We start from the raw sequence: 12,562 nt of genomic DNA, 5'->3' as shown, positions 1-12,562 counted from the left end.
CTCTACTCATTGGAGCCTTATGCCACGCTGCTTTTGGTGTTCAGACGATCCGTTGTACCAGGCCTACCACGACCAGGAATGGGGAACGCCGCAGCGTGACCCGGCGTTGCTGTTCGAGATGCTTTTGCTCGAAGGGTTCCAGGCGGGGTTGTCGTGGATCACCGTGCTGCGCAAGCGCGAACGCTATCGACAGGTGATGTATGGCTTCGATCCGGTAAAGCTGTCGCAGATGAGCGACGAGCGGATCGAAGCGTTGATGCTCGATCCCGGCATCATCCGCAACCGCCTCAAACTCAAGGCCGCGCGGCGCAATGCACAGGCCTGGCTGGCTGTGGATAACCCGGCCGAGTGGCTGTGGTCGTTCGTCGGGGGCACGCCCAGGATCAATCATTTCACGGGCCGCGGCGAGGTGCCGGCAGTGACCGATGAAGCCAAGGCCATGAGCAAGGCCCTGCAGAAAGCCGGCTTCACTTTCGTCGGCCCGACCATCTGTTACGCCTTCATGCAGGCGACCGGGATGGTCATGGACCACACCACCGATTGTGATCGTTACGCCGCCTTGGTGCGCTGAGGGGTTACAATGCGCGCCTTGCTGAAATAAGGAATTCGCCTGTGGAAAAGTTCAAGGGCGCCCTGATGGTCGGGGTGCTTCGTCTGTTTGCCAAGCTGCCCTGGGGCGCAGTGCAGCGCGTCGGTGCCGGCATCGGCTGGCTGATGTGGAAAATCCCCAACGGTTCGCGCAACGTCGTGCGCATCAACTTGGCCAAGTGCTTCCCGCAGATGGACCCGACCGAACGTGAGCAGTTGGTGGGCCGCGCGCTGCGGGACATCGGCAAGTCGTTTGTCGAAAGTGCCTGTGCCTGGATCTGGCCGCCGCAGCGGTCGCTGGACCTGGTCAAGGAAGTACACGGGCTTGAAGTACTGGAGCAGGCCCTGGCCTCGGGCAAGGGCGTGGTCGGCATCACCAGCCACCTGGGTAACTGGGAAGTGCTCAACCACTTCTACTGCAGCCAGTGCAAGCCGATCATCTTCTACCGCCCACCCAAGCTCAAGGCGGTGGATGACCTGCTGCGAGAGCAGCGCGTACAGATGGGCAATCGCGTGGCGCCTTCGACCAAGGAAGGCATCCTCAGCGTGATCAAGGAAGTGCGCCGTGGCGGCCAGGTGGGCATCCCTGCTGACCCGGAGCCGGCCGAATCGGCGGGTGTGTTCGTGCCGTTCCTGGGTACCCAGGCGCTGACCAGCAAGTTCGTGCCGAACATGCTGGCCGGTGGCAAGGCGGTAGGAGTGTTCCTGCATGCGCTGCGTTTGCCGGATGGTTCGGGCTTCAAAGTGTTCCTGGAAGCAGCCCCGGAGGCGATGTACAGCACCGATGTGACCGAGTCGGCGGCGGCCATGAGCAAGGTGGTCGAGCGCTATGTGCGCGAATATCCCAGCCAGTACATGTGGAGCATGAAGCGCTTCAAGAAGCGCCCGGCTGGCGAGCCGCGCTGGTATTGATGTTTCGGGGGGCTGCTTTGCAGCCCCAACGATTTCAGGCCTTGTTCAGTTTCTTGAGAAACACCGTCATTTCTTTTTCGGCCTGCTTGTCGCCATGAGCCTGCGCCGCCACTATCCCATCCTCCCAGGCCTTGCGCGCCGCCGCCGCATCACCCTGCAGCTGATACGCCTTGCCCAGCAGCTTCCAGGCTGCGGAGTACTTCGGGTCTTGCTCCACACACACCGCCAGGTGCACCGCCGCTTCAGCGCCGTTCCCTTCATCCAGCCAGGCTTTGCCCAGCCCGAACCGCAGCAGCGGGTTATCCACACCCTTGGCCAGCATCTTCTCCAGCGACTCGCGCATGCCCTCTTCCCCTAGAAGAAACTCAAACCCACGTGGAACAGCTTCTCCACGTCCCTGATGTGCTTTTTATCCACAACGAACAGGATCACATGGTCGCCTGACTCGATCACCGTATCGTCGTGGGCGATCAGCACCTGTTCGTCACGAATGATCGCGCCGATGGTGGTGCCGGGTGGCAGGGAGATGTCTTCGATGGCCTTGCCGACCACCTTGCTCGACTTCGCATCGCCATGTGCTACCGCTTCGATCGCCTCGGCCGCACCACGGCGCAGCGAGTGTACGCTGACGATGTCGCCACGGCGCACGTGCGCCAGCAGGGTGCCGATGGTGGCCAGCTGCGGGCTGATGGCAATGTCGATGTCGCCGCCTTGCACCAGGTCGACATAGGCCGGGTTGTTGATGATGGTCATCACCTTGCGCGCGCCAAGGCGCTTGGCCAGCAGCGACGACATGATGTTGGCTTCGTCATCGTTGGTCAGCGCCAGGAAGATGTCGGCGTCGGCGATGTTCTCTTCCAGCATCAGGTCCTTGTCCGAGGCACTGCCCTGCAGCACCACGGTGCTTTCCAGGGTGTCGGACAGGTGGCGGCAGCGCGCCGGGCTCATCTCGATGATCTTCACCTGATAGCGGCTTTCGATGGCCTCGGCCAGACGCTCGCCGATCTGCCCGCCACCGGCGATGACCACGCGCTTGTTGGTTTCATCGATCCGCCGCAGTTCACCCATCACGGCGCGGATGTCTTTCTTGGCGGCGATGAAGAAGACCTCGTCGTCGGCCTCGATCACGGTATCGCCCCGTGGGGTGATCGGCCGGTCGCGGCGGAAGATCGCGGCTACGCGGGTGTCGACGTTGGGCATGTGCGCGCGAATCTGGCGCAACTGCTGCCCCACCAACGGGCCACCGTAGTAGGCCTTGACTGCCACCAACTGCGCTTTGCCTTCGGCAAAGTCGATCACCTGCAGTGAGCCTGGGTGTTCGATCAGGCGCTTGATGTAGTTGGTGACCACCTGCTCGGGGCTGATCAGCACGTCCACTGGAATGTGGTCGTTGTCGAACAGTTCCTCGCGTGTGAGGTAGGCCGATTCACGCACGCGGGCAATCTTGGTCGGGGTGTGGAACAAGGAATAGGCGACCTGGCACGCCACCATGTTGGTTTCGTCACTGTTGGTGACGGCCACCAGCATGTCGGCATCATCGGCGCCGGCCTGGCGCAGTACCGTGGGCAGCGAGCCGCGGCCTTGCACGGTACGGATGTCGAGGCGGTCGCCCAGGTCGCGCAGGCGATCGCCGTCGGTGTCGACCACGGTGATGTCGTTGGCTTCGCTCGCCAGGTGCTCCGCCAGCGTACCACCCACCTGCCCTGCGCCGAGGATGATGATCTTCATCCGCTACTCCCTAAACGTTTTGCTTACCCGCGCGAGGCGGCGATCTTGATCAGCTTGGCATAGTAGAAGCCGTCATGGCCGCCTTCCTGGGCCAACAGCTGGCGGCCATGGGGTTGACGTACACCTGCCTCGGTAGCCAGGTCCAGCTCACGGGCGCCCGGGGTGCGGGTGAGGAAGGCCTCGATCACTTCGGTGTTCTCGGTGGGCAAGCTCGAGCAGGTGGCATACAGCAGCATGCCGCCCACTTCCAGGGTTGGCCACAGGGCATCGAGCAGCTCGCCTTGCAGCGCGGCGAGGGCTGGAATGTCGTCGGCCTGACGGGTCAGTTTGATGTCCGGGTGGCGGCGGATCACGCCGGTCGCCGAGCACGGCGCGTCGAGCAGGATGCGCTGGAAGGGCTTACCGTCCCACCAGCTGGCCGTGTCGCGGGCGTCACAGGCGATCAGCTCGGCGTCCAGCTGCAGGCGGTCGAGGTTCTCGCGCACACGGGTCAGGCGCTTGGCCTCCAGGTCGATAGCCACCACATGGGCCAGGCCCGTTTCGGCTTCGAGCAGGTGGCAGGTCTTGCCGCCTGGGGCGCAGCAGGCGTCGAGCACGCGTTGGCCGGGCGCCAGTTCGAGCAGGTCGGCGCACAGTTGCGCGGCTTCGTCCTGCACGCTGACCCAGCCCTGGGCGAAGCCTGGCAGGCTGCGTACATCACAAGCTTCGGCCAGCACGATACCGTCGCGGCTGTACTGGCAGGCACTGGCACCGACGCCTGCTTCGGCCAGTAAGGCCAGGTAGGCGTCGCGGCTATGGTGGCGGCGGTTGACCCGCAGGATCATCGGCGGGTGGGCATTGTTGGCCGCGCAGATCGCTTCCCACTGCTCTGGCCAGAACGCCTTGAGCGCTTTCTGCAGCCAGCGCGGGTGGGCGGTGCGTACCACGGGGTCGCGCTCCATGCCGGCGAGCAGGGCCTCGCCTTCGCGTTGGGCGCGACGCAGCACGGCGTTGAGCAGCCCTTTTGCCCAAGGCTTTTTCAGCTTGTCGGCGCACCCGACCGTCTCGCCGATGGCTGCGTGGGCCGGAATGCGGGTATAGAACAACTGATACAGGCCGACCAGCAACAGTGCCTGCACATCGGCGTCGGCAGCCTTGAACGGCTTCTGCAGTAACTGCGCGGCGAGCAGGTCGAGGCGCGGCTGCCAGCGGGCAGTACCGAACGCCAGGTCTTGGGTCAGGCCGCGGTCACGTTCGTCTACCTTGTCCAGTTGCGCCGGTAGCGAGCTGTTCAGCGAAGCCTTGCCGCTGAGGACAGCAGCCAAGGCACGAGCGGCGGCGAGGCGTGGGTTCATTGGCCAAGCACCTTGCCACTGGCGAACTTCTCGCGGCGGCTGTTGAACAGGTCGCTGAAGGCCAGGGCCTTGCCGCCTGGCAATTGCAGGCGTGTCAGGCTCAAGGCCTGGTCACCGCAGGCGACCACCAGGCCGTCCTTGCTGGCAGAGAGGATTTCACCCGGGGCGCCCTTGCCTGTGGACACGTGAGCGGCGAGCACCTTCACGCTCTCGCCGTCGAGGGTGCTGTGGCATACCGGCCAGGGGTTGAAGGCACGGATCAGGCGCTCCAGCTCCACGGCTGGGCGGCTCCAGTCGATGCGCGCTTCGTCCTTGTTCAGCTTGTGTGCATACGTGGCCAGGGCATCGTCCTGCACTTCGCCCTGCAAGCTGCCGTCAGCCAGGCCGGCGATGGCCTGCACCACAGCGGGTGGGCCCATTTCGGCGAGGCGGTCGTGCAGGCTGCCGCCGGTGTCCTGGGCGCTGATTGGCGTAATCACTTTGAGCAGCATGGGGCCAGTGTCCAGGCCGGCTTCCATGCGCATCACGGTCACGCCGCTCTCGGCATCGCCTGCTTCGACGGCGCGCTGGATCGGCGCCGCGCCGCGCCAGCGTGGCAGCAGCGATGCGTGGCTGTTGATGCAGCCCAGGCGGGGGATGTCCAGCACTGCCTGGGGCAGGATCAGGCCATAGGCGACCACTACCATCAGGTCCGGCTTCAGTGCAGCCAGTTCGGCCTGGGCCTCTGCATTGCGCAAAGTCGGCGGCTGGAACACCGGAATGTCATGGGCCACGGCCAGCTGCTTGACCGGGCTTGGCATGAGCTTCTGGCCACGGCCGGCAGGGCGGTCGGGCTGGGTGTAGACGGCCACGACCTGGTAGGGGCTGTCGAGCAAGGCCTTGAGGTGTTCGGCAGCAAACTCTGGAGTGCCTGCAAAGACGATGCGCATGGAGTTCTCGCTTCAAAAAAGAAAAAGGCTTGCCGGAGCAAGCCTTCTGGAAGGTGGGGATCAGGCTTGCTGGCGGTGCTGCTTTTCCAGCTTTTTCTTGATCCGGTCGCGTTTGAGCTGCGACAGGTAGTCGACGAACAGCTTGCCGTTGAGGTGATCGAACTCGTGCTGCACGCACACCGCCAGCAGGCCTTCGGCTTCGAGCTCGTAGGGCTTGCCGTCGCGGTCCTGCGCCTTGACGCGCACGCGCAGCGGGCGGTCGACGTTCTCGTAGAAGCCAGGCACCGACAGGCAACCTTCCTGGTACTGGCCCATGTCGTGGGTGAGTTCTTCGACCACCGGGTTGATGAAGACCCGCGGCTCGCTGCGGTCTTCGCTCAGGTCCATCACCACGACCTGTTTGTGGACGTTGACCTGGGTGGCAGCCAGGCCGATGCCGGGCGCTTCGTACATGGTTTCAAACATGTCGTCGATCAGCTGGCGCAGGGCGTCGTCGAACTCTGTCACCGGTTTGGCGATGGTGCGCAGGCGCGGGTCCGGGAATTCGAGAATGTTCAAGATGGCCATAGGGTCAGGCAGTCACTGTGCGTTCGGTTGAAAACTGAACACACATAATAAAGGGAATCGGGGGATTCGGCACCTGGCAAGCTCGACTAGGGTGTCTATGGGCTTGATAGCGTCCGATTAATGGACAGCTTTTCAAAGTGTTACCCACACAGTTATCCACAGGTTGTACCACGTAGATGGCCCTGTTTCGATCAAGGATGATCCCTATGCTCAATCACCATTCGTCGCTCTGCCCGCCTGCCGAACTAGAGGCGCGATTACGCCTGCATCGTCTTCCAGAAACGGGTTTGCGTCGCTTTCGCACTTTACTCGAAGCCTTCGGCAGTGCTTCGTCGGCGCTTAGCGCTCCGGCCGGCGCCTGGCGAGCATTGGGTATAGCACAAGCCAGCATCGATGCCAGGCGAAGTGCTGAGGTGCGCGACGGGGCGCTGGCTGCAATGGCCTGGTTAGAGCGGCCCGGCCAGCATTTACTGATGTGGGACAGCCCTGGCTACCCCGCGCTGCTGGCGGAAATCGACGATGCCCCGCCCTTGCTTTTCGTCGCGGGTGACCCGGCCTTGCTCGAGCGGCCCCAGCTGGCGATTGTGGGCAGCAGGCGTGCTTCGCCACCGGCTCTGGACACGGCCCGGGCCTTTTCCCGTTACCTGTCCCATGCCGGGTTCACCATCACCAGCGGGCTTGCATTGGGTATCGACGGCGCCGCTCATCGGGCTGCGCTTGAGGCCGAAGGTGCCACAATTGGCGTGCTAGGCACGGGTCTGAAAAAACTTTATCCACAGCGCCACCGCGACTTGGCCAGGGCAATGATCGACAACGGAAGCGCGCTGGTTTCCGAGTACCCGCTGGATGCCGGGCCGTTACCTGGCAATTTTCCACGGCGTAACCGGATCATCAGTGGCCTGTCACTGGGCGTGCTGGTGGTCGAGGCGAGCTTGGCCAGCGGTTCGCTGATTACCGCACGGCTTGCGGCCGAGCAAGGCCGCGAGGTGTATGCCATCCCCGGCTCCATCCACCACCCAGGCGCCAAGGGCTGCCACCAGCTGATTCGCGATGGCGCATTGTTGGTGGAAAGCGTGGAGCAGATCCTGGAAAGCCTGCAGGGGTGGCAGAACCTGCCACCGGCCGTCGTGGACACACCGACACATCCGTTGCTAGCGCTGTTGCATGCTGCGCCGCAGACCAGCGAGATGCTTGCCCATTGCAGCGAACAACCATTGGCGCAGGTACTGGCGCAGTTGACCGAGTTAGAGCTCGAAGGCCGGGTGAGCAATGAAGCTGGGCGTTGGTTTGCCCGCGCCGGCTAAGTAAACTGCGTGCAAGGCTTAAATGCGGAGAGACACAAATGGTGAGCAGTTGGCGTGTGCAACAAGCCGCACGTGAGATTCGGGCCGGTGCGGTGATCGCCTACCCGACGGAAGCGGTCTGGGGCCTGGGCTGCGACCCGTGGAACGAGGACGCGGTGTATCGCTTGCTGGCGCTCAAGTCGCGGCCTGTGGACAAAGGGTTGATCCTGATCGCTGACAACATCCGCCAGTTCGATTTCCTGTTCGAGGATTTTCCCGAAGACTGGATCGACCGCATGGGCAGCACCTGGCCGGGGCCCAATACCTGGCTGGTACCGCATCAGGACCTGTTGCCGGAGTGGGTGACGGGGCAGCATGACACCGTGGCGCTGCGGGTCAGTGATCACCCGCAGGTGCGCGAGTTGTGTGCGTTGGTGGGGCCGTTGATTTCCACCTCGTGCAACCCGGGTGGGCGGCCGGCGGCGAAGACGCGGTTGCGGGTGGAGCAGTATTTCCACGGGCAGCTGGATCTGGTGCTCGGCGGGGCGCTGGGTGGGCGCAAGAATCCGAGTGTGATTCGTGATCTGGCCACGGGCGAGGTCGTCCGCCCGGGATAGAGCTGCCGGGAGAACCGACGACTTCCCGGGCAGCGCCTATGTTGTTGCAGCGGGCTTGTCCTGCGAAGGGGCCGCAAAGCGGCCCCTGTGTTCAAGGGAGCAGAACGGTCGACCCCACAGTCCGCCGCGCCGACAGTTCGGTCTGCGCCTTGGCTGCCTCACTCAGCGGATACCGCTGCTGGATATCCACAACCAGCTTGCCGCTGGCAATCATGGCAAACAGGTCATCCGCCATGGCCTGGGTGTTTTCGGCATTGTTGGCATAGCCGGCCAGGGTCGGCCGGGTGACATACAGCGAGCCCTTCTGCGACAGGATGCCCAGGTTGACCCCCGTCACCGCGCCCGACGCATTGCCAAAGCTCACCATCAACCCGCGTGGCTGCAGGCAGTCCAGTGAAGTCAGCCAGGTATCGGCACCCACGCCGTCGTACACCACCGGGCATTTCTTGCCGTCGGTCAGCTCAAGCACGCGCTTGGCCACATCTTCGCGGCTGTAGTCGATGGTGGCCCAGGCACCCAGCGCCTTGGCCCGCTCAGCCTTTTCGGAGGAGCTGACAGTACCGATCAACTTGGCCCCCAGCGCCTTGGCCCATTGGCAAGCCAGCGAACCGACGCCCCCGGCCGCCGCATGGAACAGGATCACATCGCCTGGCTGCACGGCGTAGGTCTGCTTGAGCAGGTATTGCACGGTCAGGCCCTTGAGCATCACCGCCGCCGCTTGCTCGAAGCTGATGCTGTCAGGCAGCTTGACCAGGTTGGCCTCCGGCAGCGTATGCACTTCGCTGTAGGCACCCAGTGGGCCGCCGCCATAGGCTACACGGTCACCTACTTTCAGGCGGCTGACCCCCTCGCCCACCGCTTCGACCACACCGGCACCCTCGGTGCCCAGGCCTGACGGCAACGCAGGCGGTGCGTACAGCCCGCTGCGGAAATAGGTGTCGATGAAGTTCAAGCCGATCGCATGGTTACGCACACGCACCTGCTGGGGCCCGGGCGGCGCCGGGTCGAACGCCACAAGCTGCAACACTTCGGGGCCGCCATGCTGGCTGAACTGGATACGCTTGGCCATCTCGCACTCCTGTTATCGGGATCGGGAAAGGCCTTCTATCGGACGCCTTTGCTTGATCGCCGTCAACTGCGGCGCGCCAACCACCGGTGGTATGCTACGCGCCGAATTCTTCCCTGCCCGTTCCTGGTGACCCGATGACTAGCCGCACCGAGGCCGTGAAAGCCTACCTGCTCGACCTGCAAGACCGCATCTGCTCTGCCCTCGAAGCCGAAGACGGCAGCGCCCGCTTCGTCGAGGACGCGTGGGTGCGCGAAGCTGGTGGCGGGGGCCGCACGCGGGTGATCGGTGACGGGCAACTGATCGAAAAAGGTGGGGTGAACTTCTCCCACGTGTTCGGCGCCGGCCTGCCGCCATCGGCCAGTGCCCATCGCCCCGAGCTGGCAGGCCGTGGCTTCGAGGCCTTGGGCGTGTCGCTGGTAATCCATCCGCACAACCCGCATGTGCCAACATCCCATGCCAATGTACGTTTCTTCATCGCCGAGAAGGAAGGCGAGGAGGCCGTCTGGTGGTTCGGTGGCGGCTTCGACCTGACCCCGTACTACGGCAATGAGGAGGATTGCATTCACTGGCACCGTGTGGCCGAGCAGGCGTGCGCGCCGTTCGGCGCTGACGTTTACCCGCGCTACAAGGCCTGGTGCGACCGCTACTTCCACATCAAGCACCGAGGCGAGCCCCGTGGCATTGGCGGGCTGTTCTTCGATGACCTGAACGAGTGGGATTTCGACACCTGCTTCGCCTTCATCCGCGCCATCGGCGATGCCTATGTCGACGCCTACCTGCCGATCGTCCAGCGCCGCAAGAACACGCCTTACACCGCCCAGCAACGCGCGTTCCAGGAGTACCGCCGCGGCCGCTACGTGGAGTTCAACCTGGTCTATGACCGCGGCACCCTGTTTGGCCTGCAATCAGGTGGCCGTACCGAGTCGATCCTCATGTCGCTGCCACCGCAGGTACGTTGGGGTTACGATTGGAAGGCCGCGCCGGGCAGCGAAGAAGCGCGCCTGACCGAGTACTTCCTGCAAGACCGCGACTGGCTCGCCCAGTAAGCCTGTGGATAACCGAGGAGCTCCCATGGACCAGTATGTCGTTTTCGGTAACCCCATCGGCCACAGCAAGTCGCCGTTGATCCACCGCCTGTTTGCCGAGCAGACCGGCCAGGACCTGGAGTACGCCACCTTGCTGGCGCCACTGGACGAATTCAGCGACTGCGCCCGTGGCTTCTTCAAGCAGGGCAGCGGCGCCAACGTGACCGTGCCGTTCAAGGAAGAAGCCTACCGCCTGTGCGACAGCCTTACCCCACGTGCCCAGCGTGCCGGGGCGGTAAATACCCTGAGCAAGCTGGCAGACGGCACCCTGCGCGGCGACAACACCGACGGCGCAGGCCTGGTGCGTGACTTGACGGTGAACGCCGGGGTCGAGCTGGCAGGCAAGCGCATTCTCATTCTGGGTGCCGGTGGTGCGGTGCGGGGTGTGCTGGAGCCTATCCTGGCGCACAACCCGCAATCGCTGGTGATTGCCAACCGCACGGTGGAAAAGGCCGAGCAACTGGCCCATGAGTTCGATGACATGGGGCCGGTGGTGGCCAGTGGCTTTGCCTGGTTGCAGGAGCCGGTGGATGTGATCATCAATGCCACCTCGGCCAGTTTGTCCGGTGAGCTACCGCCGATTGCCGACAGCCTGATCGAGGCGGGGCGGACGGTGTGCTACGACATGATGTATGGCAAGGAGCCCACACCTTTTTGCCAATGGGCGAGCAAGCTGGGGGCCGCCAAGGTGTTGGACGGGCTGGGCATGCTGGCAGAACAGGCGGCTGAGGCGTTCTTTATCTGGCGTGGAGTTCGGCCGGATACGGGGCCGGTCTTGGCTGAGTTGCGTCGACAACTGGCTCGCGGCTGAGAACCTGGGGCCGCTTTTGCGGCCCATCGCCGACAAGCCGGCTGCACATCATTCGGTAAATTGAATAGGGCACAGCGCCTTTCCCTCCAGCTTCTGCAACTCTTCGATTACCTGCGGCCTGGCCCGCTGCAGCGTCAAACTTCCCCCCGTGCGTCGCAACCGCCGTGCCTCGCGGTGCAACATATCCACACCTGAGTAATCGATGAAATTCACCTGCCGAGCATCAATCACCACATGCGGCCCCTGGCAGCGCTGCAGGCGCACCTGCAGGTAATGCGCCGCGCCGAAAAAGATCGACCCGCCCACCCGCAGCACATCCACCGACCCTTCGCGGCTCTGCTGTACCCGTGGCCGTGACGTGCGCTTGAGATAGAAAAACAGCGAGGCCAGCACGCCAGCGTAAATGGCCGTCTGCAACTCCAACAGCAAGGTCGCGGCAGCGGTCAGGGCCATGACCAGGAACTCCGAACGGCTGACCCGGAACAGTGCGCGTATCGCGCGATGGTCCACCAGCCCCCAGCAGATCAGCAGGATGCTGCCGGCCATGGCCGGAATCGGCAACTGTGCGATCAGCCCGGCGCCTGCCACGGCGAACAGCGCCACCCACGCTGCGGAAAACACCCCAGCCATCGGCGAGCGGGCGCCGGCGTCGTAGCTCAGCCCCGAACGGGTGAAGGAGCCGGATGACAGATAGCCGGAGAAGAACGCCCCGACAATATTCGACAACCCTTGGGCACGGATTTCCTGATCGGCGTCGATCAGTTGCTCAGAGCGTGCCGACAGCGAGCGGGCAATCGACAGGCTGGTGACCAGCCCGAGCATGCCCACCGCCACGGCGCTGGGCAGCAGCCGCAGCATCAGGTCCAGGTCCAGCAGGGGCAGTGGGCTCAAGGGCGGTAATTGGCCAGTGAAGGCCGGTACCCGTGGTACGTGACCGAAGACGCCCGGCAGCAGCCAAGCCAGCAGGCTGACCAGCATCAGGCTTATCAACAGGCTCGGCCAGCGTGGGCGCCAGAGCTTAAGGGCGATGCCGATGAGTACGGTGGCCACACCCAGCGCCAGTGAAGGCAGGTCGATCTCACCGGCGTGGCTGGCCAGCGTCTGTACGGTTTTCAACGCCGTTGCCTGGCTTGGCAGGTCCATGCCCAGCAGGTTAGGCAGTTGGCCAAGGGCGATGACGATGGCGGCGCCGAGGGTGAACCCGAGCACCACCGAATGGGAGACGAAATTGACCAAGGCCCCAAAACGCAGCAGGCCGAGCAGCAACTGGAAGACGCCGGCGAGGAAGGTCAGCAGCAACACCAGGGTGACGTAGTCAGCGCTGCCGGCCACGGCCAAGGGGCTGATGCTGGCGTAGAGGACAATGGAAATCGCGGCGGTCGGGCCGCAGATCAGGTGCCAGGAGGAGCCCCATAGGCAGGCGACCAGTACCGGCACGATTGCAGCGTACAGTCCGTATTCTGCAGGCAGCCCGGCGATCAGGGCATAGGCGATCGATTGCGGCAGGGCGAGGATCGCACCGCTCAGGCCCACCAGCAGGTCCTGGCGCAGGCTGCGACCCGATTGACGGGGCAGCCAGGTGAGGAAGGGCAGCAGGTGGGTCAGGTGAATCATCGGGCAACTCGCGTCAGGGGTTGTC

General features: G+C 63.9%; 13 protein-coding genes. 6 read left to right on the top strand and 7 right to left on the bottom strand.

Annotation, left to right across the window (positions count from 1 at the left end; genetic code table 11):
- Window positions 1-19: 19 nt before the first annotated feature.
- Window positions 20-571: a DNA-3-methyladenine glycosylase I gene (locus tag L6D80_RS19160; RefSeq protein WP_054902255.1), complete on the top strand. Its 552-nt coding sequence runs from the start codon at window positions 20-22 to the stop codon at window positions 569-571.
- Between the two features lie 41 nt (window positions 572-612).
- Window positions 613-1,500, top strand: coding sequence for a lysophospholipid acyltransferase (locus tag L6D80_RS19155; protein ID WP_054902254.1), 888 nt, complete (start codon window positions 613-615; stop codon window positions 1,498-1,500).
- 34 nt (window positions 1,501-1,534) lie between these two features.
- Here L6D80_RS19155 and L6D80_RS19150 read toward each other — a convergent pair whose 3' ends face one another.
- Genes L6D80_RS19150 through def form a run of 5 tightly spaced genes read right to left on the bottom strand, consistent with a single transcriptional unit; the run spans window position 1,535 to window position 6,058 of the window.
- A complete protein-coding gene (locus L6D80_RS19150) occupies window positions 1,535-1,843 on the bottom strand; it encodes a tetratricopeptide repeat protein (protein WP_054902253.1) in 309 nt (102 codons plus the stop codon).
- Between the two features lie 11 nt (window positions 1,844-1,854).
- The gene (gene trkA, locus L6D80_RS19145) at window positions 1,855-3,228 is read right to left on the bottom strand and encodes a Trk system potassium transporter TrkA (RefSeq protein ID WP_054902252.1); all 1,374 of its coding nucleotides are present in this window, start codon (window positions 3,226-3,228) and stop codon (window positions 1,855-1,857) included.
- 23 nt (window positions 3,229-3,251) lie between these two features.
- Window positions 3,252-4,562 carry a 16S rRNA (cytosine(967)-C(5))-methyltransferase RsmB gene (gene rsmB, locus L6D80_RS19140; RefSeq protein ID WP_054902251.1) on the bottom strand — a complete coding sequence of 437 codons (1,311 nt, stop codon included), beginning with the start codon at window positions 4,560-4,562 and terminating at the stop codon, window positions 3,252-3,254.
- Window positions 4,559-5,491 carry a methionyl-tRNA formyltransferase gene (gene fmt / locus L6D80_RS19135; protein WP_176514747.1) on the bottom strand — a complete coding sequence of 311 codons (933 nt, stop codon included), beginning with the start codon at window positions 5,489-5,491 and terminating at the stop codon, window positions 4,559-4,561. The genes rsmB and fmt overlap by 4 nt, the downstream gene beginning before the upstream one ends.
- A 60-nt stretch (window positions 5,492-5,551) precedes the next feature.
- Window positions 5,552-6,058, bottom strand: a complete 507-nt coding sequence (gene def, locus L6D80_RS19130; RefSeq protein ID WP_054902249.1) for a peptide deformylase — start codon at window positions 6,056-6,058, stop codon at window positions 5,552-5,554.
- 206 nt (window positions 6,059-6,264) lie between these two features.
- Between def and dprA the strand changes: the two genes are divergently transcribed.
- A complete protein-coding gene (dprA, locus tag L6D80_RS19125) occupies window positions 6,265-7,362 on the top strand; it encodes a DNA-processing protein DprA (RefSeq protein ID WP_176514745.1) in 1,098 nt (365 codons plus the stop codon).
- A gap of 38 nt (window positions 7,363-7,400) precedes the next feature.
- Window positions 7,401-7,958 (top strand): L-threonylcarbamoyladenylate synthase type 1 TsaC, encoded by a 558-nt coding sequence (gene tsaC / locus L6D80_RS19120; protein ID WP_054902247.1) that lies wholly within the window; start codon window positions 7,401-7,403, stop codon window positions 7,956-7,958.
- A 91-nt stretch (window positions 7,959-8,049) separates the two neighbouring features.
- Here the strand turns inward: tsaC and L6D80_RS19115 are convergent, their stop codons facing one another.
- A complete protein-coding gene (locus tag L6D80_RS19115; protein ID WP_054902246.1) occupies window positions 8,050-9,027 on the bottom strand; it encodes an NADPH:quinone reductase in 978 nt (325 codons plus the stop codon).
- A 134-nt stretch (window positions 9,028-9,161) separates the two neighbouring features.
- Here L6D80_RS19115 and hemF point away from each other — a divergent pair, with 134 nt between their 5' ends.
- A complete protein-coding gene (hemF, locus tag L6D80_RS19110) occupies window positions 9,162-10,073 on the top strand; it encodes an oxygen-dependent coproporphyrinogen oxidase (RefSeq protein ID WP_176514736.1) in 912 nt (303 codons plus the stop codon).
- A gap of 25 nt (window positions 10,074-10,098) precedes the next feature.
- Window positions 10,099-10,923 (top strand): shikimate dehydrogenase, encoded by an 825-nt coding sequence (gene aroE / locus L6D80_RS19105; protein ID WP_054902244.1) that lies wholly within the window; start codon window positions 10,099-10,101, stop codon window positions 10,921-10,923.
- Window positions 10,924-10,971: 48 nt separating this feature from the next.
- Here aroE and L6D80_RS19100 read toward each other — a convergent pair whose 3' ends face one another.
- Window positions 10,972-12,537 (bottom strand): SulP family inorganic anion transporter, encoded by a 1,566-nt coding sequence (locus L6D80_RS19100; RefSeq protein ID WP_176514734.1) that lies wholly within the window; start codon window positions 12,535-12,537, stop codon window positions 10,972-10,974.
- Between the last annotated feature and the right edge of the window lie 25 nt (window positions 12,538-12,562).

The sequence above is a fragment of the Pseudomonas ceruminis genome (assembly GCF_021602025.1).
Classification (GTDB): domain Bacteria; phylum Pseudomonadota; class Gammaproteobacteria; order Pseudomonadales; family Pseudomonadaceae; genus Aquipseudomonas; species Aquipseudomonas ceruminis.
Note: the sequence above shows the minus strand (reverse complement) of the source record. Positions and strands in the feature narration are given on the sequence as shown.